Annotated in this window: 24 protein-coding genes; 12 read left to right on the top strand and 12 right to left on the bottom strand. The window is 37.6% G+C overall.

The window, feature by feature from the left end:
• Positions 1-78 precede the first annotated feature (78 nt).
• From AC19MV_RS20880 to AC19MV_RS20845, 8 genes are all read left to right on the top strand, one after another.
• Positions 79-414 carry a hypothetical protein gene (locus tag AC19MV_RS20880; protein WP_182773653.1) on the top strand — a complete coding sequence of 112 codons (336 nt, stop codon included), beginning with the start codon at positions 79-81 and terminating at the stop codon, positions 412-414.
• 38 nt (positions 415-452) lie between these two features.
• Positions 453-680, top strand: a complete 228-nt coding sequence (locus AC19MV_RS20875; RefSeq protein WP_432338876.1) for a hypothetical protein — start codon at positions 453-455, stop codon at positions 678-680.
• Positions 658-930, top strand: coding sequence for a thermonuclease family protein (locus AC19MV_RS20870; RefSeq protein ID WP_432338875.1), 273 nt, complete (start codon positions 658-660; stop codon positions 928-930). The genes AC19MV_RS20875 and AC19MV_RS20870 overlap by 23 nt, the downstream gene beginning before the upstream one ends.
• A 250-nt stretch (positions 931-1,180) precedes the next feature.
• A complete protein-coding gene (locus AC19MV_RS20865; RefSeq protein ID WP_432338874.1) occupies positions 1,181-1,801 on the top strand; it encodes a hypothetical protein in 621 nt (206 codons plus the stop codon).
• Between the two features lie 157 nt (positions 1,802-1,958).
• Positions 1,959-2,228 carry a hypothetical protein gene (locus AC19MV_RS20860; RefSeq protein ID WP_432338873.1) on the top strand — a complete coding sequence of 90 codons (270 nt, stop codon included), beginning with the start codon at positions 1,959-1,961 and terminating at the stop codon, positions 2,226-2,228.
• Between the two features lie 182 nt (positions 2,229-2,410).
• On the top strand, positions 2,411-2,551 hold the full coding sequence (locus AC19MV_RS20855) for a hypothetical protein (protein ID WP_432338872.1): 141 nt from the start codon (positions 2,411-2,413) through the stop codon (positions 2,549-2,551).
• Positions 2,552-2,675: 124 nt separating this feature from the next.
• Positions 2,676-3,014 (top strand): hypothetical protein, encoded by a 339-nt coding sequence (locus tag AC19MV_RS20850; protein WP_432338871.1) that lies wholly within the window; start codon positions 2,676-2,678, stop codon positions 3,012-3,014.
• Positions 3,015-3,042: 28 nt separating this feature from the next.
• Positions 3,043-3,252: a hypothetical protein gene (locus AC19MV_RS20845; protein ID WP_432367696.1), complete on the top strand. Its 210-nt coding sequence runs from the start codon at positions 3,043-3,045 to the stop codon at positions 3,250-3,252.
• Positions 3,253-3,294: 42 nt separating this feature from the next.
• On the opposite strand, the gene AC19MV_RS20840 is transcribed toward AC19MV_RS20845, so the two are convergent.
• The 7 genes from AC19MV_RS20840 to AC19MV_RS20810 form a co-directional block, all read right to left on the bottom strand.
• Complete coding sequence (locus tag AC19MV_RS20840; protein ID WP_432367694.1) at positions 3,295-3,855, bottom strand: hypothetical protein; 561 nt, start codon at positions 3,853-3,855, stop codon at positions 3,295-3,297.
• A 3-nt stretch (positions 3,856-3,858) separates the two neighbouring features.
• Positions 3,859-4,089, bottom strand: a complete 231-nt coding sequence (locus AC19MV_RS20835; protein ID WP_432367692.1) for a hypothetical protein — start codon at positions 4,087-4,089, stop codon at positions 3,859-3,861.
• Between the two features lie 321 nt (positions 4,090-4,410).
• Positions 4,411-4,992, bottom strand: coding sequence for a DUF2913 family protein (locus AC19MV_RS20830; protein ID WP_498309840.1), 582 nt, complete (start codon positions 4,990-4,992; stop codon positions 4,411-4,413).
• 9 nt (positions 4,993-5,001) lie between these two features.
• Positions 5,002-6,135, bottom strand: a complete 1,134-nt coding sequence (locus AC19MV_RS20825; protein WP_498309839.1) for a tyrosine-type recombinase/integrase — start codon at positions 6,133-6,135, stop codon at positions 5,002-5,004.
• 51 nt (positions 6,136-6,186) lie between these two features.
• Positions 6,187-6,693, bottom strand: a complete 507-nt coding sequence (locus AC19MV_RS20820; RefSeq protein ID WP_498309838.1) for a hypothetical protein — start codon at positions 6,691-6,693, stop codon at positions 6,187-6,189.
• A gap of 302 nt (positions 6,694-6,995) precedes the next feature.
• A complete protein-coding gene (locus tag AC19MV_RS20815) occupies positions 6,996-7,352 on the bottom strand; it encodes a hypothetical protein (protein ID WP_498309837.1) in 357 nt (118 codons plus the stop codon).
• A 22-nt stretch (positions 7,353-7,374) separates the two neighbouring features.
• Entirely contained in the window at positions 7,375-7,596 is a 222-nt protein-coding gene (locus tag AC19MV_RS20810) for a TIGR02922 family protein (protein WP_498309836.1), read from the bottom strand.
• A gap of 258 nt (positions 7,597-7,854) precedes the next feature.
• On the opposite strand from AC19MV_RS20810, the gene AC19MV_RS20805 reads away from it, so the two are divergent.
• The 3 genes from AC19MV_RS20805 to AC19MV_RS20795 all read left to right on the top strand — a co-directional run bounded on the left by AC19MV_RS20805 (position 7,855) and on the right by AC19MV_RS20795 (position 10,164).
• Entirely contained in the window at positions 7,855-8,775 is a 921-nt protein-coding gene (locus AC19MV_RS20805; RefSeq protein ID WP_498309835.1) for a DNA replication terminus site-binding protein, read from the top strand.
• Positions 8,776-8,784: 9 nt separating this feature from the next.
• Positions 8,785-9,120 (top strand): hypothetical protein, encoded by a 336-nt coding sequence (locus tag AC19MV_RS20800; protein WP_498309834.1) that lies wholly within the window; start codon positions 8,785-8,787, stop codon positions 9,118-9,120.
• 525 nt (positions 9,121-9,645) lie between these two features.
• Complete coding sequence (locus AC19MV_RS20795) at positions 9,646-10,164, top strand: hypothetical protein (protein WP_498309833.1); 519 nt, start codon at positions 9,646-9,648, stop codon at positions 10,162-10,164.
• Between the two features lie 82 nt (positions 10,165-10,246).
• On the opposite strand, the gene AC19MV_RS20790 is transcribed toward AC19MV_RS20795, so the two are convergent.
• From AC19MV_RS20790 to AC19MV_RS20770, 5 genes are all read right to left on the bottom strand, one after another.
• Positions 10,247-15,058: a conjugal transfer protein TraG N-terminal domain-containing protein gene (locus AC19MV_RS20790; protein WP_498309832.1), complete on the bottom strand. Its 4,812-nt coding sequence runs from the start codon at positions 15,056-15,058 to the stop codon at positions 10,247-10,249.
• Between the two features lie 11 nt (positions 15,059-15,069).
• The gene (locus AC19MV_RS20785; RefSeq protein ID WP_498309831.1) at positions 15,070-16,479 is read right to left on the bottom strand and encodes a conjugal transfer protein TraH; all 1,410 of its coding nucleotides are present in this window, start codon (positions 16,477-16,479) and stop codon (positions 15,070-15,072) included.
• A complete protein-coding gene (gene traF, locus AC19MV_RS20780) occupies positions 16,476-17,459 on the bottom strand; it encodes a conjugal transfer protein TraF (RefSeq protein ID WP_432339066.1) in 984 nt (327 codons plus the stop codon). Before traF ends, AC19MV_RS20785 begins: the two co-directional genes overlap by 4 nt.
• A gap of 274 nt (positions 17,460-17,733) precedes the next feature.
• On the bottom strand, positions 17,734-18,435 hold the full coding sequence (locus AC19MV_RS20775) for a hypothetical protein (protein WP_432339065.1): 702 nt from the start codon (positions 18,433-18,435) through the stop codon (positions 17,734-17,736).
• 16 nt (positions 18,436-18,451) lie between these two features.
• A complete protein-coding gene (locus tag AC19MV_RS20770) occupies positions 18,452-19,063 on the bottom strand; it encodes a hypothetical protein (RefSeq protein ID WP_432339064.1) in 612 nt (203 codons plus the stop codon).
• Between the two features lie 769 nt (positions 19,064-19,832).
• Between AC19MV_RS20770 and mobI the strand changes: the two genes are divergently transcribed.
• Positions 19,833-20,303 carry a conjugative transfer protein MobI(A/C) gene (gene mobI / locus AC19MV_RS20765; RefSeq protein WP_182771455.1) on the top strand — a complete coding sequence of 157 codons (471 nt, stop codon included), beginning with the start codon at positions 19,833-19,835 and terminating at the stop codon, positions 20,301-20,303.
• Positions 20,304-20,311 lie beyond the last annotated feature (8 nt).

The raw sequence follows: 20,311 nt of genomic DNA, 5'->3' as shown, positions 1-20,311 counted from the left end.
AGTGTTGTTTCTCGGTTAGGAACAACGCTAGAAAGCCTTGTGAAAAACGTAATTTTTACAGAGAATAGGAAAAGTAGCATGGGATATATAGGCACATACGGTACAGCAGCTACAGCACCAATATATCATTGCAGCACGTTTGGTACTCCCAAGTGGTCCGGTAAACACCAAGATGAATTCACAGTTGAGCTAGAAAGAGATTTATTTATTTTTATAAAGCAAGAAGCAACACGCAAGGGGCATAATGATCGAGTCAATGGTGATGTAGGTGTTAACATGCACTTCTTCGATGAGCAATTTCTCGGTGGTAGGCCAAATAGATATTGGATTGAATGCTATATGGTTGGTGCAGATACAAATCAATCACCAAATTTACCGTGTTTAGATGAAGTATGGCCATCTATGCCAATATAATTTTAGGCATTACATTGATATGAATTGAGGGGCTAACATTGAAATTAAACTTTATTTTGATGCTTTTTGCGTGCTTTAGTGCGTTTTCAGTTAATGCTGGCGGCGGAAGTGGTACTGAGCCACCAGATGACAATGTGTACGTTAAGCAAATTTATAACAATTACGATGGTGATACTTTTCGAGCTTATTTAGATAATAGAAGCTTTCATGAGCCCATTCGTGTTTTAGGCGTTGACACGCGAAATGAAAGGCCAGTGCGATTATGAAATTGAAAAAGCCATTATTGCTAAAAAATTCCTAAAATATGTGCTGTCTCATGCCAGCACTATTGTATTAGTCAATCCTGGTCGCGATAAATACGACAGAGTATTGGCAAAAGTGTTGGTTGATGGAAATGACTTGAGCCAATTGATAATCGACAGTGGAAATGGCCGTCGATGGAAATGGCCGTCGATGGAAAGGACGGCGGGAAAGTTGGTGCGATTAAGTTATAACGAAAATTGTGTAGTTCGATAGATAAAATTGGTAAATGCAGTTCAAACCAAGAATAACATATGCAGAAAAACATTGGGTAATTTAGCGGCTATTTTACAACCTATCTAACGGTTGCGGCTTATGTTTTCGTTGTTAGAGTAAAAGCATAAGGTTCTGTGAATAGTTTTTCAAGATAGTGGGACAAAAAGAACGTTGCGATAAAGACAATTCACTCGCGTAGAGCAGCTTGTAGAGATAAGCTATTTTAAGTAATAACGATAAGGAACAAAATATGGTTTTAATCATTGATGATAGTAGTTTTAATGTTATAAGAGATGGTGAATTCGTTGGTTTTTCGCCCCTTTATAAAGAATTAAATATCCGATTTTCGCCCGTGGGTAATTTGTCGTATGACTTAGGCGAACAAAACTTAAATTTAATGGAAGCGTTAGAAAACACTAAACAAAATTGGATGATGTTAATCCCCTATCAACAACAAGTGTTTACACTTGATAGTGTTAAAGAACAACTAAAATTGGATGGGAAGGATAAAGAATACGCAGTTTTTCTAAACAATGAAAAGTATGAACTATATTTTTTTACCAATCCTTTTGACCCACGTGTTTGGTACGGATTTTTTGCGTTAAGTCAGGGTGATGATGTATCCAGCTCGCGCATAAATTTAGATTGTATGTACGTGCGAAATGAATACTGTGAGGATATTCGTGGAGACATAATGGCTTATGAAATCGGTACGAGAATTAGCGATGTTTTAAAAACAATCATTAATTATTGCATCGATAGAGAATTTGATGTCAAGTTGGATTTTGGCGGGGGCGTGCCTGAAAAATATATGCCGACAATAAATGATTCATTGAACAAAGGTTTGTTAGATGAACTAGAAGCTCTGTAGTGCGCGTAAGAAAACTTTATGAGATCGCCTGTGGATTTTTTGAGAGAAGACGGAATCGTTGAAGAAGATCCATGTAAGTTGCTTAGAATGCTCCAAGATCGACTTACTGATTATTAATATGGGTAACTAGCAACAACAATCGCTCTAAGGGTTAGAAATGTTAAATGAAGAAATGAAGCTATCTTGTGCGAGTGGAGAGTTTATTCATCAAATAGGCAATTTACTGGCAGATGATAAAATTAAGATTTGCGGTTTAACGGCGCATGATGGAAAGTTATTGCAAGAGCTTGGTCATGCTTTGAGATTGGAACATTATTCCTCTGCAGGAGACTTTGAGACGCTTTTAACAGCTGGCATTGATATCAGTAATATGTCTCGAACAGAGATAGTGAATATGGCTGATTCTATTTTTAATAGAGCGGGTTAATTTACATTAATCGCTAATGTGATAATAAATGCTATGCAGTTTACTCATCACGATGCCGAAAACGGCAACGGCAAAGACGGACAAGTACAATTTAGAACTAATAAAAGCTGCCGCACACAAAAAGCATGGACTTATAAAAGTTTGGAATAACTGATTAGATATTTAAGGATAAAAATAAACGCATGAAAAACCAACAAATTGAAACTATTTTAGCCTCTTGGATTAACACTGGTCATGAGTTTAAACCGGGGTCAAAATTATTAAAGCATCCTGAGTATATTTATAGAAAATCAGGTGAGTGGAAGGGTTGGAACTCTTTTTAAACCAAAGTGAAGGATCTGTTTCATTTGAAAGTAACAAACAGCAGGACCAGTTAGAAGACCAGGTATGGCAACTTTATATGAGTAGATTTCATTCATAACTATCTAACACGATAGGAAACGCTTTATGGGGTATATAGGTACATTTGGTACAGCAACGACAGCACCTGAACATCATTGCAACACGTTTGGAACACCGAGTTGGTCAGGCAAACATCAAGACGATTTCACTCCATATCTTGAACGAGATTTACGCCAGTTTATTAAGCGTGAAGCAACTCGTTATGGAAATAATGATCGCGTTCAAGGATGCATAGGTGAAAATAAACGCTACTTTAATGAGCATTTTCTTCGGGGGTGGCCTCATGAATATTGGCTTGAGTGTTATCAACTTGGTACCTCGAATAAAAATAAATTCCCCGAAGTGCCGGAACGCAATGAAATTTGGCCATCAATGCCAATATAGGAACTACATAAAAGGTAAGGGTGTTTAAATGGCAGGTTTAATGGCTTTTTTTACTCTAACTTCTGGTATGTTAGGGTTTATCTTGCTCGTTATCGGATTTTGGGGATATCAGTTAGGTTATGATGACGCTGGGAATGATTTTTTAAAAGCTGGTGGGATGTCTTTTTTGGCTGCGTTCTCTTTCATTATTTTGGCCATGTTACTCGGTTGGTTGCATGAAAAAATCCTAGGTAACTGACTATTAATCCATTGATTGAGGCCGTATAAAGGCGGTGCTGGCCTAATACATTACATTCAATTTGGCACATTTAATCAACGCTTGGATCACAGGAAACTTTTTATGAGATTGATTAAAAATAGCGATTTGAGTAGACAATCTCTTGTAGTTGAGTAACTCACTGACGACTTTACTTGGTGTATATTCGTATTTTTTTGATATATCCACGATGAAATCAGCGTCGAATGACGCTGAATTGTCCATGGCTTGATAGATTGCCTTTGTACCTTGTTCAGTGAGTGACCTTTTAAACATAATTTTGTAGAACAGTTTCTGTCTGACTCTATGTTTGTGTAACTTATACGTTTCTGGGTCCTTGAGTGCTTCAATATCTACAATAATGTCGTTTTCATTATAGTCAGTAATAGAAGTTACTGATGATGTTAGCTCTTCCGTTGAGCGTAAACGGACGGAATATAATAAGTAAACAATAAGGTCTCTTCTCGCTAACTCATGCCTATCGGGTTCATGAGCCGATCCATCATCAGGTACATTCTGGCCCTCAACGCTTTCGTCATTTTCATTTTGAATATCTTGAAACTTGTTATATGAATTTTGTGTCATGAGTTAAAACGCTCCGAAACGTGTCATGACAGATAACAGAAACTCGGTTTGTGCTCTTGAACACTGCTCGATACTGGATTGCTTCATACAGTAAAATTCCCCTTTAAAATACACATAAGCAGGTTTACGAGAGCTTACTGGCGACTCTTGCTCAGTGTTGGTCGCAATGTAAATACTTAATAGTTCATTTCTGTAAACTAACTTAGTAGATGAAATCATAGGGTTTGCATTCATAACTGATACTCCTTGTGCATACACGTATTTTACCTTATTAATTCTATTTTCTTAGCCATTTCAGGTACTATTTGGGACACGCTAATAAATTAATCTACCGCATAGTGACCACTAATATAGGTAATTGAATCCTACCCTATAAGACTTTTTAGTATATTTTCGGATAATTTGACCTTATGCTATATACAAATTTGTTGTTGCTGAAGTAAAATTAAACTGTACTCATTATGAAGTTGTTAAGACAATTTTTCATAGTGTGTCCTCCAACTGAGGGAGGGGTCCCTTGGGGAAGAAAACCAGCTTTTGCTGGTTTTTTTTCGTCTATTGAAGTTCATTAACCGGTAAAACGTTTAGTTTGGCATGAGTATCGAACCTTTCTGAGACAGAAATGTTAAAACGTTCATCCTGCTGTATTTGTGATAAAACTGTATTTAAATCATAATCTGCATCAAGATAAACAAACAAATTGATTGGTTTGATGTAGTGGCCATAATTATCTAACTTAGTAAAAGTCTCATCTTCTAACAAATAAATGTTACCAGGCTCTGCAACGGTACATTTAGTGGCTACCTGTATCATTAGCCCGGTCCAAACATGAATATTGCCTAAAAAATCAAAAAGTAAGGCTTCTGCATCACCTTTCCCTTTAAATTTCATCATGTTTTCGAGCAATTTATGTAGCTCAGACTCAAGGGAAATAGTAGGTTTCACTAGGGCCAATCGCTTTAACTCTCGTTTTATTACCTTATATTTCGGCATTTTTACTTTGGGTTTAATAAATTTTTTAATTATTTGAGTACGTTTATCTATCGGTATAACCCTATCATTGTTACTAACCTCTAAGTACATGTTTAAAAGCGCATTTTCACACACATCTTTCAAGGTGTCGTAATACTGCGTCATTCCATTCTCCTACTTTTTATCTGATCTGAATTTTGCCATTGCGCCATCTTCCGCAAGAATGTCACGACCATATCGGTAAACCATTGCCGGCGAACTCCAACGGCCAGAAACTTGAACTTGTAAAGGTGAATACCCTGCAGCTAGCAAATCTTGACACGCACCTACACGGGCAGAATGGCCACTCCAAGGAACACATCCTCGAACAAGACCCGGTGAGTATTCCGACACAACACTAAAGGCATTCTGAAAAATGTTATCGATCGCCACCCCTGATAATGGGTTGTTTTGAACCCCAATTTTGTTCGATTTATGGACTTTTCTGAAAATTAAACCGGTTCGCTCAATCCCCGCTAACGTCACATAATGATCAATCAAGTCCAAGCATCGTAAACTTAAAATAACTTTATCTGGTTCACCTGAATGACGTGATTTGGTGATAGGCACCAGCAAAATACCTCTACCATCACGGGTAAAGCTTATCTGTTCAAAGGTCGCTCTAGCCAACTCTGACTCACGCAACATAGATTCATAAGACATTGTTAATAAAGCTAAATCTCTTAACTCTATTAGTTTCTTACTTTGTGAAAACACTTGGGTTAAGACTTCTAAGTGAGCCTCATTGAATGCAGATGCCTGGGTCGTAAACTCACCATCCGTCAGCTTGCTACTTTCTATATTTTCAAACATTTTTTTGATTGTTAATGATTCAGTAGGCGACGGTAAGCCTGCGGCCAAATGCATGGTTTGAACAGCCCAAGAGTAGACTTTTAATGTATTAAACTTTACTCGTGTTGAATGTTCAAGGATGTACTTTTTAAAATGGTCTACAGAGCATGGAATTGGGACAATGGACACACCTGTACACCATTTACAGAATTGGTACCAATTCTGATTAAGTGATTTCAAGGTGTTCGCTTTCATGTCACTGGATGACAATTCAAAGTCATGCAACAACATTGAAATTAATTCTGAAATGCGGTCAAAATTAGCCGTTTCAATATCACTGTCGAGCAATGATCGTAACTCATTTTGCATGATAGAGACATCATCAAGAAGTAAGTCATTGACTTTGCGTGGGTTAATATCTGGCTTAGAACTCAGTTTAACAGAATAATTCTGATTTTTAGTCAATGATGGCATCATTTTCTCCTTTATTCATCCTCAAGATAGTCAGCAATATAGAAAAACACTGAGTTATTCTTCATCCGACCTTAAATCCTTATCGAGTGTCACCAGATAATCAATGACTGCATCAAAAGTGGTCAGTTTTTCTCTGGCCATAATTATTTTGAGCTTTTTAACTAGATCTTCAGATAATTCAAATCGAGTTTTAGTTTGACGTTTTTTTAACTGGCTGATTTCTTTTCGGATCCAACGCCAACCGGCATCAGAAAAGATAAGCTGTAAATCCTGATTTAATGCATCCATTTCATAATGATGGACATCATTTTCTGGTAAAGATGATATATTACGTATAGCTCTACTCGCTGATAACCAGATTTTATCGGCGTACTCCATGTGTTTTCTGAAATTAGGCTTATAACGTTCCGGTTGAATGGAGCCATTACTAAACCGAATGTGTTTATTCAGTAATCGAGAAGAAATTTGAACTTCATCAACAGAAAGCAGACGCATACGCTTTCCTTTGGGTTCAACATAATCATATCGCCACTGTGGAGCGATGTATTTTTCAACCGACATATTTTGTCCTTTAAGCCAAAAATCACTAATTTCCAATTTTGCGTCAATCTGGTTAGCTACCAAGAAAAACATTTAATTTTGTAATATGGGTGCACCATAATACTAAATGAGATTAAAGTAAATCTTAACTTTGCATAATTACAGTTATACAAAGTTAAGAGTAAAAAAAATGAAAATTGATACCATGAAAAATGGGGCACCCATTTTTTATCTTATATGATTTTTCTTGGGCTGGATAAAATGGAGTAGCGAAGGTCGGATGTATCGAACTCTGAAGAGTGTAGCAAAACGAGTCTTTTCAATTATTCTAAAAAGACTTGTTTTGTAGACAATGGCATTAACCATTCATAGCAATCAGATAATAACTTTAGTTGTCTTGTTGGTCCAGGACAATTGCAATCTGTCAAAAGTCTGTGCGCGTGCTTTGCATTAACGATGATGGTTTTATCTGATATAGTAAAATGACAATGACTTAAAAACGTTGTCAGTTCTAAATAAAATTTCTCAAATTCATCTTCTCGAATACCATGCAGTTCCAGTACGTCGTGAAATTGAACAATCTCTAAATTAAATGCAAACTCAGAAGCGACTAGCTCTAATTTACTGATAATATTAACAATATCATTTGTACAGCTATTTACTGTTAACGCCATAGACATCAGAAAACCCCTCAAAATCTGTTTATGCAACCATATTATTTTTTGCTGCGCGCTCACCAAGAGTATTTAAAACTGTAACCTCCCCTTGAAGTACCGCAATGATTAATTTTCCTTCCTTTATTTCAGTTGGAATAATGACTCTACCTCCATGGCCTACCGCACAATTACTGATAACTACAGACTTCAGTTCTAACAACATTTCATCGTCATAATAAAGAACGGTAATAGTTTGAAATTCAGTCATAAACACCTCCAAGTTGATGAACATATAATACTTCTTTAGCTAGCTGTTTCAGCTCAGTTCAGAGGCTATTTAGGACGTGTTAAATTTTATAGAAGGTTAGTTAATTTAATTGCAGGGATTTTACGCATTTACACCCAAAATTATTTAATTTAGGTCAAATTTTATTCATTTAATTGATGTCATTGATTCTAAAGTTGTTGAAACTATCTCAACGAAAGAGTATAAATACAAAATTAGTGGTCAGTATGCGGTAGCCTAATGAGTAATCGAGCGCACTTAAATTCTATAATCAAAAGTAACTTCCATCAGTTGCAAAACATGCTGGTAGAGTTTTCGCAGATGCTAAAAGGTTCTGTTATTGAACAACAGATTTATCAACTGCCTCTAACAAAAATTGAAGATGCCAAAGTAGATCCAGAAACGATAAACATCATCAAAATTTTTAGTAATGACGATGAAGGTCTAGATTTTTTACAGAAAGCATTCACGACGATGAAACTCGACGCTATAACATACAGCACTTATCTTGCTCACCGATACCCTGGATATATAGTGCTTCCTGAGACTATGCAGCGTGAAGTTAACTTGTATATTGATGAAATCAATAGACGTAAAGCAGAGTTTCATTTGTCTGTTAAAGCTGGGTATTCAGGAAGACAAAGTGCACATAAAAACCTACACAAATTAATAGAAAACGTAGTGCTTTTATCTGCAACAAGGAATATTAGAAGTTGTGATATCCCTATACACACTGTTAGTTTTTATTGGCAACACAAATCAATTCATAAGGTTATTACTATTGAAGAAGCAAAAATTATTTTAGAAAAATCAAAAGATAATCCAACGTTTGAATATGCTTGGGCTCATCGTGATGAAAAGTTAGATATGATCCAAAAGGAATTAGAACACCTTAATCACATACCTAATAATCATCGGATTGTCGAAATAAACCAAACCAGAACACAACCGTTTGTTGATTTATGGACTCGTTCGAATAATGGGAAATCAAATAAAAAAGTGGCCACATACAATGCAACATTGCCAGTTATTTTATTTGGGGAGCCACCACAGAAAACTAATATTCTGACTGATTATCATCGTGAAATGGTTAAATTTAAAGAAGTTGCACACACATTAATTAACACTCGAAAATCTTGGTACGCTGTGCCTGAAAAATAGAGGTATATTATGATCACATTCTTACTTGCTACGACACTTGTTTTTCCATCAATAAGCGAGCTACCAAACGGAGTAAAAGTTGATGATAGACAATTGTTTATGGTTGCATCATACGTCATAGAAGAACCAAAGGTGTCACAGCAAAAACGCTATATTGACAGCCTGTATAACACTCAGATGCAGACTTTACAGTCAAAAATTACAAGTAACAACCAACGTTTTCTTAACCTAATTAACTCTAAAGTTATTGTTGGCAAAACCATGTTACTTAATAAAAACAGCCTAAAAAGCAACGTTGATACCATTTTGGATATGTCATATCGATTTAATGAGGCAAGTGAATGACCGAATCTTACTATGTATTCTTTCGATATAGCTTATTTAGGATAAGCGTAATCGCGTTTACTATTCCTTTTGTAATTTGTTTATTGATAACTATTATCAACTATAATATTTATCAGTACCATCTACCTTATCATTGGTTTCTCGTAACTTTTATACCTTTCCTATTTGTAGGTTATAAAATCAAAATCAGAGTTAAAGAACAGAAATTAATGATAGAACGATGTTTCATTAATGTCATTTTATTGAAAACACACTCCGCTCTGCGTGACGAAAATTCGGTAAAGTGGATTCGTTCAAATGATAATGAAGCGTTGTATGAGCTTTATGCTGATGGCGAAAAAACAGGACTAATCATAGATTTATAAGCTAATACACTTAGTTACTTTAGTTAAGTAGGACTTACTTTAAAAAAATTAAAGTTAAGTTATTTAAATCTTATAATAAAGTTAGTTATAATCAATCTATAACCTTTCTCGCTTCGGAGTTTTTATCAAATTATCTTATCAAGAAGCTAAAGAACTGATTATGGAGTTTGGGATATTCACCGCCAAAGAATACACAAGATTCAGGAAGAGTTCTGTTGATTTAAAAAAGCAATTACCATATCAACCAAGCGTCTTTTACAAAAAGGAATGGGCTGGATGGAATGAATTTACAGGTATTAAGCATAAGAGTAGCAACATAGATCTTCAGCAAATTCAAAAAATTGCTATTGAAATGGGGATCAAAACTCGAGAAGAGTGGCGAATGGCGGTTGCTACGAATCGGATAGACGCACCATTATATATATCAAAGGTGCAAGGATTCAGTAATTGGTCTCAATTTCTTAATGTTGAAAGGTATGTTGGTTTTGATGAGCTGCTAAATTTTACTCGTTCATTAAATTTGAAAACTCAAACTGACTGGCGTAAATGGTGTAGAGACAACGAAAGACCGTCAAGTATCCCTTTTGATCTACAAACCCACTATAAGAGTGACTACATATCAGCTAATCCTAATTCAAAGATAAGTTTTTGGCGTTTTATATTTGTTGGTTTTAAGTAGTAAATTTATACAAAAATCTATTCATTGTATTTAATTTTGTAGAAATCCCGTGATGGGATTTCTACAAACCATTTTATTTACATTACACCCTTCCGCCCACTGAAGCGTTAGAAAAATTAATTACACTTTCATTTTCCCTTTGCTTTGCTTCTGATTCGTTATCAATATTTACATTTTGCTCGCTTCCAGCCGGTGTAGCAGCATCATTGCCTTGAGTCCCATTGTTTGCTACTTGAGCCGGAGCTACGCTGGCATTACTCTGGCCTTGTTCACTGGCAGCTGGTGTAGCAGCATCATTGCCTTGAGTCCCATTGCTTGCTACTTGAGCCGAAGTTACGCTGGCATTACTCTCACCTTGTTCACTGGCAGCTGGTGTAGCAGCGTCATTGCCTTGAGTCCCATTGCTTGCTACTTGAGCCGGAGCTACGCTGGCATTACTCTGGCCTTGTTCACTGGCAGCTGGTGTAGCAGCGTCATTGCCTTGAGTCCCATTGCTTGCAACTTGAGCCGAAGTTACGCTGGCATTACTCTGACCTTGTTCACTGGCAGCTGGTGTAGCAGCGTCATTGCCTTGAGTCCCATTGCTTGCTACTTGAGCCGAAGTTACGCTGGCATTACTCTGACCTTGTTCACTGGCAGCTGGTGTAGCAGCGTCATTACCTTGAGTCCCATTGCTTGCTACTTGAGCCGAAGCTACGCTGGCATTACTCTGGCCTTGTTCACTGGCAGATGGTGTAGCAGCGTCATTACCTTGAGTCCCATTGCTTGCTACTTGAGCCGAAGCTACGCTGGCATTACTCTGACCTTGTTCACTGGCAGCTGGTGTAGCAGCGTCATTGCCTTGAGTCCCATTGCTTGCTACTTGAGCCGAAGTTACGCTGGCATTACTCTGACCTTGTTCACTGGCAGATGGTGTAGCAGAAGATGCAGTGATATTACCTTGAGTCCCATTGCTTGCTACTTGAGCCGAAGCTACGCTGGCATTACTCTGGCCTTGTTCACTGGCAGCTGGTGTAGCAGAAGATGATCTATCAACATTCACACTTGTTTCATTTTTACTGTCAGCGCTAGATGAACCAACAAAACTTAAGTAACCATCATCCTTACCACCGATATCCTGTCCTGGACGATCACCAACATCTTCTTTAATTCTACTTCTTGCATCATTAACAAAATCAGAAACATACTCTTTTTGCTCTGGAGTCAGCATATGGTCCATACGTGAGGCAATTTTCTCCATATGATCCAATTTAGTGGATATCTCGTCTCGTGTTGATTCTCTATCGCCTGAAGGTATCCAAAATGAGCCGCTTGTAATTTCTGTGCCTCCAGAAACTTCAGCAAGCAAATAATTTCTATTACCTCCAGTTTCTTGCTTTTCTAATACCTTAGAAAGATCACTTGCAGCTTTTTCGGTTGCAGAACTAAATACTTTGCCATCACTTTCCTTATCTGCTTCACGTGCCAACCCAAGATTTTGCATAGCTGATAAGTATGTTGCAACACCATCACCTTTTTCGGATTCCGATCTCTTGATAGCTTCATCGATAGCAGGAGTTTTACTCTCTTCATTTGAGGGCCTTTCAGCCGCGTCACTCTTGTAGTCCTGAAGCCAGTTTGCACCTTTAGAAAGCATTTCTAACGTGTTTTTATCGAAGTTATTCTTACTTGATTCAGTCCCTTCACCATAAGAGCCACTTTCATTTTTCCCAAGAATATCAGTCATTAATTTGTCATTATTTAGGACAGAAATCATACTTTGCGCACTTTCAACTTTATCATCATATCTTGACGTCAACCTATCATTCATCGAACCTGTTTTTACTTCATCTAAATGACTTAGAGCATCAATACCCTGTGCATATTCTGGCTTATAACTAGAAATATCTTCGCCAGCCAACGTTTTCTGTTCGACCATATTGTTGAATGCAGCTGCTCCACCGGGTTTAATCACCTCAGTTGCGGCAGGAATAACATTTTTGGCTAAACCAAGAGTGCTTTGATTAGAATCTTGGTTGTCTTTCAGTTCATTAATATTTTTGTTTAGTTCTTTTACACCAGTAGCAGACACACTTGGAATTTCACCACCTGTTAATTTCTCACCACTTGATTTAATGCCGGGCATATCAATATCTTTTGCTTGCTCAGCTCTCTCTTGTGCGCCTTTGGCTTCTTTAGTGCCATTATCGATATTAGAAGCAGTGGAAGTTTTGAGATCACCAGCGTCATTGATAAAGTTCGATGCAGAAGGAATAGCTGGTGCAGCAAGGCTCAGCTCCGCATTTTTTTCATCAAATGATTTGTTACCGGCCTCAATTTGGGCCAATACATTTGCTTGCTTGTCATAAAATTCAGATGCGGATCCGGCATTTGTAACACCAACATTCGATAATGTTTTGAAAATATCCCTGTTCGTTTGAGCATCTTGCTTTTCTTTGCTCGTATCAATGCCGTTTTTATTTGGATCGATATCAATTGCATCATTTGCTTTCACAAAATCCATTAACGCTAACGCTCTAGCATCACCACCTGGATTCACTGATTTACCCGATGTTTCTTTTAAATGAGCAGATTCACGTTCTTTCAAGTATTCATCACCTGACTTTCCGTCAATTGTAGTGTTTTTAATCCTGTCCCATAAATCTGGGTTTTGGCTAGTCATAAAACTTGCAATACTCTGATTTCTTAATTGATTACTAATCGCTGAGTTATCAATTTCTTGTGTTCTCGATAGCTGCTTTGAATCGGTCAACAGACCACTGAGCGCGGTACTTTGCTGTGTGAGTGCCTGTGCTTGTCTTGAATAAGACGCCGCTTCTTGAACGCTCTTTTGAAATCCATCTATGCTAGATGCAGACAGCACCTCACTGCCTGCACGAATTTTGGATAAATTCGCGTTAATCTTTTCGGATTGATTCTGAGCATTTTGTAAATTCCGTTGATAGTTTTGTTGAGTTGTTTGATCTGCGTTTGTACCCAAGCCCACTGATGCTTTTAGGTCAGCGCCAAATTTAGCACCTAAAGATCCAAACATTCCTGAGCCACCACTAGATTTTCCACCCAAACTAAGTTGCCCACCGGCATCTAATTCGATTGCACCGCTTGCAACTAACTGTTGTGCTTCTTTGTAAGACATTATCCCTGTGTCAGAAATGGCTTTTGCGGCTGATGACGCCCACTCAGAAGCATTAGAAGCTGTAAATGAAGTGGTTTGAGTGTCATTAAAGCTCAATCCCGCACCTTGGTTATTACTAAACACATCATTGAGAGCGGTTTGCGCACTTGCAGCCTTAGACGCTGCTTGACTATTTAATGATTGCTGACCGGCAGTAAGTCCCGCACTTGCGGATTGGCCAACGTTAGTGCTTCCCATGGATGTTTTAACCATGCTATCACCACGGAAAAATTCACCCGTATTATTTTGATATTCACTTGTATGGTTACCAAAATGAGCATTGCCATTTTGCATCGACGTCCCGGTGTCAGGTGAAAGACGTTTAGAATCAATACTTGGATCTGCCATTGCTTGTTTCGCCATACCTTGCATTGCATGAACACCCCGGTAGAGAACAAACACACAAATTGCGGGTATAAAAGTGTAAAGCATCCCTGAAATACTGATATAACTATTTGCCGTTGCAAATTGGCTATCTATCGCGGAAAGACTAAATTGACTCTTTCCTGCAGCAACTGCATTTGTAAATCGATTTGTCATTGCCAATGCAGTAAATAAATTCACTAAAACAATCATGATTGACCACAATTGAACAAAAACCCATGCCGCAAAATATTGACCAACAGCCATTAATCCTTGACCAGAAACAGCAAGTGCCAAGCCAATAAAAGGAGTTAAAAATACCGTTAATGCTTCAAAGAATGATTGCATTACTTCAGCATTTTCCATCCAATATTCTTTTTTTGTCGCGTTAGCAAGTTGGCGCTGCCTGACTGTATCGAACATGGCTCTTGAAACTTGCTGTCCATACTCTGAATTTGGAAAGTAATCCATAAAAACACTTTTAAGGAAAGCGGCATTGGCCAGCTCTAGTGATGACTCTGCATTTGGAAGTGTACCCTGCATTGAGTTTTGTGATAGAAAAACACTTACCTTATCTAAATCAGCACCTTGAGTGATCAATCTTTTTTGCAAATTATCCTGAAATACAGAACCTTTCATCATGCTATCGAGTTTAGTCCATGCATTAGGGCAGGTAAGTCGTTCACCTTCAGGAGTGCCAGCAACCAAGTAGCTAGTAGTATATATTTTAGGATTGGTTACCTTTAACTGTGACATTATGTCTCGCGGAGTGGCATCCATTACTGCATCGATAGACGGTACAGATTCTGGTGAGATCATGTTTGCAGTTGTGTAGCAATCTTCTAAATAAGTTCGGAATGAACTGCATACGTTAACGCTTTTGTCTGTGGTAGGTGTACACGCAGCAGTGTAATTAACTTCATCCAAATTAACAAAATGTTGAATCGGACTTAACGCCTCCCAAGTATTAGCAACACCAACAATTGAAAAAGCTTGAGCCATTAAGTCAGCGACAGCTGTACCGCTATTCGTGATTAACCATCCACCCAACGCAGGAAGCAAAGGAACATTGTTAACCTCTTGAAAAGACATATCTCTTTTAGATGTAATCCTAACATCTACAAGAGATTGAGGTCCTAACAGTCCCATGACAAAAATAAGAGATACTATAAATCCCTTAGCAGGAAACGGTGATTTATCTTGATTCACCGCCCACAACAACGAATTCCAAATCAAACCAAGCAGTAAACCTATCGATAATAAGACATAAACATCATTTGTTGACCATAACCTTGCTATACCTCTAAAGACTTCTATTAGGAATGTTGCATTACCTATTGAATATATTTCCCACATAGAATTTACCCTTATTTACTTGAGCTTAGTAAGATAGATAGATTTGTTTCAAGGTTGGCTCTGTTTTCCACAATTCGCGCTTGAATATCACCATGCCGTAACATTTCATAGTTTGATTCAAATGTTTTTATGTCTTTTTTTGATTGAGCCAGCCCGACGGGATAAACTTCGTCAATGTTGTGATTAGTCTCTGCCGTGGTCAAAGCTGTGTTCACTTTTGAAATGAGGTCATAAGCCATATAGTCCATAATAGCGGCCGTTGCTTCAGTCGCTTTGTATTTAGCATAACTGGCTCCGAACTCGTCCGTAGCACCAAAGGTTTTCATCATTAAGTGCATGTCACTAGCTACCCAATACAACAATTTACTTTCATCTTCAGTAAATTCTGCGTTGGGTTCGGTATAGGTTTTCTTCCATATAGAAAATATTTCTTTGCGTAACTTAGGTAGCAGCTGCTTTACTGACACAGTGCTTTCAACTAAGGATAGGCATTCATCATCAGCACACTTGTAATATTTGATGTCGATATCTTCATTTTCAGAGTCTATTGCCTCAGCGTTATAAAAGAGGTTTGTAAAATATTCAGCTCCCTTACCGGGAACATAGGTCACGCATGTTTTTTCTCCACCTACAATTGGTGTTGTACACATAGAAGAATCAGTCGTTGTAACAGTGGCGCCGAGAATAGTGAATACAAGCTCATTCTCTTTAACTCCACCAAAATCATCGAACAAAAAGCCTCTAGGGTTCATTTCTGCCATTGGTTTGATCAGTGAGTTCTGCGCAATTGTTGTACCTACTTGTTCGGCTAAATCAGATACAGACATTTTTGAAGTCGCTCCATGCTGCGCTTCATTTTGATCAGGTGAAAACCCGAGTGCCACATTGACAGACTTTAATTGATTAGCCACAAATCCTGTTTCTGTGCCTGATGTGGCATTGCCAGTACCTAGCGCTTCTTCAGCCCACTTTGCACCTTGTTGACAACCGTCGATGTTAAATTCATTCATTCCGTTAACCAACGTGGTTAACTCATCAACTATACCTGCCGCCATTGGTGACATCGATTGAAGTGCTAACTTAAATGCATAGGTTGCCGCACCCTGCATAACCGCTCGACTTAATTGTGCTAATTCGTCACCAGAAATAAAACTAAATGAGCCGGCAAAGATATCAATGTCGCCACAGGGCCCTACATTCATATTTGGCAACCTTGCGCTTACGATTGGTGCAGCAGGTCCTATGTTCGGGCGATATGAAAATCCACCTAAATTCACTCCGTAGCGGCCATTTCCATGTACGCTGGCACTAGGTGCAGATTTAGAATACATATCATTAAAAACATCCTGCATTGGATCTGCATTCGTAAAGGATGTACTAAACGCTAAAACAATTAACAAACTTAATTTACATAATTTCATTTATTTTCTCCGTAACGAATTGGAGTGCCAACTGGTGAAGTCGTCAAATCGACTCTGCTTTGAAGAGCGTTATAAAGTGTTTCAGGATCTGTTAACTCACTTTCTTTTATTTGCAACAAACCATTATCTAGTACATTACTGCGTCTAACAGACTGAACCGATTTATACTCGTTATCATCTATCCATTCATACTTATGTGCTGCTGAAACTAAAGCATCCTGAATTTTGGGTAGCGCTGAAACGCCATTGCTTAGTAGTTCGAATTTAGATGCGTCATTTGAGACAAGGAAGGTAGTAGGAGTAACGGTTACATTAAACTCGCGTGATGCCTGGCCGTCGTAATCAATCACAACTTTATCATCAGGAATTCCGGGTATAGAACCACCGTCGAGAGATACATACAAAACATTCATGCCATATTCACGAGATAGAAACTGAACGATAGGGAGCTGCTTTACGCAATATGGACACGTACTAGAGAAAAAGAACCACACCCCTGCTTGAACTGCTACTTTTTCGATAACTGGTTTTTGTGCTTTGAGGACATCTTCTTTAAATCTGCTTAGCATAAACGAGTCGGTAGGGCGTCGATGATCTTCAGACAACCAACTAGCTTCTTTTCTAAAAAATTCACTTGATTTAGTCGCAAACTGAGAACTGTAATCAAGCATCAACCTCTGGGCCGCATAGAACGCGCCTAAATTCTCAGTTGAAGGATTACTGATAGCATTAGCCTGAAGTTGCGGTAAATTCTTTTTTAACCATTCAACGTCAATATCAACCATTTTCTCATCAGGTAAAGGCTGCGAAGATGCTGGTGGAGCCTGTTCTTCTGGTGATTCCGGCTCAATCGCTTCTGGTGCAGGCTCGTGCCAAAACCAACCACGTTGACTTTGTTCATAAAAATCCGGTTCTACAGCAATACACGGGATGCAAGCAGACATCATCAGAATTAGGCTTAAATGTTTTATAGTTGTCATATTCAATCCTCTGGTAGAAATACATAATAACAACCGAAGACTGGACTTTTCGTTGGTTCAGACGCCAATTAGGACGCTGAACGGAAATTTGAACTAATAAAGACGTTTAATGCGGATTGAAGACGGTCGACTGACGTGGCATGGAAAAATCAATATATTATTAAAGGTTGGAATTCTGAATGGCTATGCGATTTAAGATAACTGAAGAACAGAAATTAAAAAGTGACCATCGAACTTGAGGCCACTTTTTCAATAAAAAAGACTAATAAATAAACTAACCATTTGAAACTAATTTCTCATCTGCCTGATATCCATTATGTACTCTTGCCATACTTTTCGAAAAAAGCATAGCTTTTGATGCCTTTAAAAATACATCACTATTAAATCGTTCTGTAGTTGTCACATCTGACGTATATAGAGGCATTTTTGCAACTCCAGAATCAAACTTATTGATATCATATTGTTGATTTAGTGAGATAGCTGAGTAATTCTCTACACACGCCCAGCAGAAAGAACGGGCAGCCCTCTCGTGAATTATAAATTTGTTAAAACAATTTTTCGATTGACACTCACAAACTAAATATTCATTTGAAACTACTTTTTTCAATAAATAGGTAAATCTTGAAATATCACAAATTTGTCTATCTATTAACTCAGGATATTGAATAGTTGCAACTTCCCATGCGGTAGCGATGTAACTAACATTAAGCCCACGAGTCAACGATGGGTCGTCAGAAACTGCACCATAGATTTTAAAAAGAACATTTGACATTTTAAAGCCGTCGAATGAATTCGTCCAACTATTCGAAAAACCTCTTGAGAAAAGTAACTTTGGATCAGATGCGCCAAATATTCGAATAAGCTTGCTTGTGCCCGGAACAAATTCAGAAATTAACTTTGGCATCATTCCTAGCCCATGCAGACGTCTGGCTAACAAATTATTTTTCGCTATATTTATTCCTATTGATGTAGTCATAACCTTAATCCCTTAGCTATGAAGCTATTGAAAACAATGCTTGTTCAATATATGAACCAGATTTTTTATTGATATAAAAGAACTTATTGTAATCTATTTGTTCATTTACTATAAAAAATGGAAAAACTGGTTCGATGAAATGCATTTTATTTGATTCCAAATAGACATCATTAATCAAGTCTATTGTGGATTGCTTCATAAATAGCAAGCCCTTTGTAAATAATGGTGCTGTATGAGCGCATAAACATATATTTTGAAATATAACTGATTGGTATTTTGATAATAAATCTAAACTATCATTTTCAGGATTTACCATTAACCCGATTTTAGCACGCGTAGTTACCTGGCCAGATATAGACTCAAAAGAAAGCAAGTTACTTAAGAAATATTCAAAAAGACTATATTGAGAAATATCCATCTTCGATGTTAAAACCCAGTTTTTTAAACCGTTTACGAAATCACTCCAATCTTTTTTATCTGTTGTTACTAGCTTAGATAAATGCGATGGTTTTAGGTTAAACACTCCGCAGCAATCAGCTGGATACTGTGAGGCGTAGTCATGCAATGCCAGCAAATAGCCGACCTGAGCCTTCATCAACGCTTTGTAGTAACTTTCAACATTCGACATTGTAAATCCTTCACTCTAGCATCTGCACAAATTCTGCACATTTATTTTAACCACACGTGTTTGTGTAATCAACTACTAATATTTGATTTGCATCAAAGCTACGTAAAAAGATGAGTTTTTATCCGCATAAAAAATAGAGCCTTAACTCTAAGCTGTTGTTTGAGTTATAAATAAAAAGGCCACAAAAATATCAACTATTTTTGTAATTCTTCAAAATTTGTGCTTTATGTCACAAAGATAACCCATATTAGTTGGAAAAAACAATGCGATTTGTGTGAAATTTCGATGCTAACGTTGTACATAAAAAGCTAAACACACAATAACCCTCAACCTGACGGTAAAAATCGGTATCCATACCAATCTGGTAATCGCACACTACTTTGCAACATATATAAACATCACGAATTACAGATTCCATCAAGTTAAAATACCAATTGTGCTGTACCCGCTTAACGCCTATTCCATTAAACGCAGGTATTTTCCAACATATATAACTAACCCTTTAAGCAGGCGTTTGAACTATAGAGACTTCGTTCAAAATTCAACCTAATAATTATTCAAATTTTCCATTTTTTCCTGAGCTTAATGTTGGAAAGTTCACTGCGTTTCCAACAGATAGTTCCTTTGGAAAAAAGAAACAATTCCTTAGCTTTTCTTGGGGAAGCTTTTTTTTGCATTTTCTCGTTCAGCGTCCTAATTGGCGTCTGAACCAGCTAAAACCAACCCTTCTATATGAGATTATCAAGCTTCACTTAGTAAGGAGGTTTTGATGTCAGTTGAGTCCGATAGCCTACAAATTGCGTTGGATAACATTCAAGAGTGTTACGAAGCGCTAGTGGACCGTGCACAGTTATTGGTAGATGGGTACTGGCACGAATGGAGAGAGCGTAATAAACAAATTTTCAACTCCGGTCTAAAGCCTGGAGAGGCGAACTACGTAAACACAGGACGACTAGCCCCAAGATTGAAGAAATCGAAAATTACTCATCGAGTGTATCTGGAGTGGTTAGATTGGAAAAAAACCACATACAGGAAATATCAGAATCCTCGCTCTGGTGTTCAGATTAAGCCAAATAAGCGTGACGGTTATACATGGACAACAATTTCAAAAAAAGCAAATGCATGGGAGAAAATTTTATTCGATAAATACGAACCATTATTTAAAGCATTGAGAAAGGCTTTGGCTGTTATGGCCGACCAAATATCTATGCTAAAAAAAACAATTAAACTTTTAAGTTAAGTAAGGTG

This window comes from Shewanella sp. MF05913 (assembly GCF_059758095.1).
This window is presented reverse-complemented; position numbering and strand designations above follow the sequence as displayed.

Coding starts and splice junctions, on each gene's coding strand:
- AC19MV_RS20880 (WP_182773653.1), top strand. CDS start 79: ATGGGATATATAGGCACATACGGTACAGCAGCTACAGCACCAATATAT.
- AC19MV_RS20870 (WP_432338875.1), top strand. CDS start 658: ATGAAAGGCCAGTGCGATTATGAAATTGAAAAAGCCATTATTGCTAAA.
- AC19MV_RS20865 (WP_432338874.1), top strand. CDS start 1,181: ATGGTTTTAATCATTGATGATAGTAGTTTTAATGTTATAAGAGATGGT.
- AC19MV_RS20860 (WP_432338873.1), top strand. CDS start 1,959: ATGTTAAATGAAGAAATGAAGCTATCTTGTGCGAGTGGAGAGTTTATT.
- AC19MV_RS20855 (WP_432338872.1), top strand. CDS start 2,411: ATGAAAAACCAACAAATTGAAACTATTTTAGCCTCTTGGATTAACACT.
- AC19MV_RS20850 (WP_432338871.1), top strand. CDS start 2,676: ATGGGGTATATAGGTACATTTGGTACAGCAACGACAGCACCTGAACAT.
- AC19MV_RS20845 (WP_432367696.1), top strand. CDS start 3,043: ATGGCAGGTTTAATGGCTTTTTTTACTCTAACTTCTGGTATGTTAGGG.
- AC19MV_RS20840 (WP_432367694.1), bottom strand. CDS start 3,855: ATGACACAAAATTCATATAACAAGTTTCAAGATATTCAAAATGAAAAT.
- AC19MV_RS20835 (WP_432367692.1), bottom strand. CDS start 4,089: ATGAATGCAAACCCTATGATTTCATCTACTAAGTTAGTTTACAGAAAT.
- AC19MV_RS20830 (WP_498309840.1), bottom strand. CDS start 4,992: ATGACGCAGTATTACGACACCTTGAAAGATGTGTGTGAAAATGCGCTT.
- AC19MV_RS20825 (WP_498309839.1), bottom strand. CDS start 6,135: ATGATGCCATCATTGACTAAAAATCAGAATTATTCTGTTAAACTGAGT.
- AC19MV_RS20820 (WP_498309838.1), bottom strand. CDS start 6,693: ATGTCGGTTGAAAAATACATCGCTCCACAGTGGCGATATGATTATGTT.
- AC19MV_RS20815 (WP_498309837.1), bottom strand. CDS start 7,352: ATGTCTATGGCGTTAACAGTAAATAGCTGTACAAATGATATTGTTAAT.
- AC19MV_RS20810 (WP_498309836.1), bottom strand. CDS start 7,596: ATGACTGAATTTCAAACTATTACCGTTCTTTATTATGACGATGAAATG.
- AC19MV_RS20805 (WP_498309835.1), top strand. CDS start 7,855: ATGAGTAATCGAGCGCACTTAAATTCTATAATCAAAAGTAACTTCCAT.
- AC19MV_RS20800 (WP_498309834.1), top strand. CDS start 8,785: ATGATCACATTCTTACTTGCTACGACACTTGTTTTTCCATCAATAAGC.
- AC19MV_RS20795 (WP_498309833.1), top strand. CDS start 9,646: ATGGAGTTTGGGATATTCACCGCCAAAGAATACACAAGATTCAGGAAG.
- AC19MV_RS20790 (WP_498309832.1), bottom strand. CDS start 15,058: ATGTGGGAAATATATTCAATAGGTAATGCAACATTCCTAATAGAAGTC.
- AC19MV_RS20785 (WP_498309831.1), bottom strand. CDS start 16,479: ATGAAATTATGTAAATTAAGTTTGTTAATTGTTTTAGCGTTTAGTACA.
- traF (WP_432339066.1), bottom strand. CDS start 17,459: ATGACAACTATAAAACATTTAAGCCTAATTCTGATGATGTCTGCTTGC.
- AC19MV_RS20775 (WP_432339065.1), bottom strand. CDS start 18,435: ATGACTACATCAATAGGAATAAATATAGCGAAAAATAATTTGTTAGCC.
- AC19MV_RS20770 (WP_432339064.1), bottom strand. CDS start 19,063: ATGTCGAATGTTGAAAGTTACTACAAAGCGTTGATGAAGGCTCAGGTC.
- mobI (WP_182771455.1), top strand. CDS start 19,833: ATGTCAGTTGAGTCCGATAGCCTACAAATTGCGTTGGATAACATTCAA.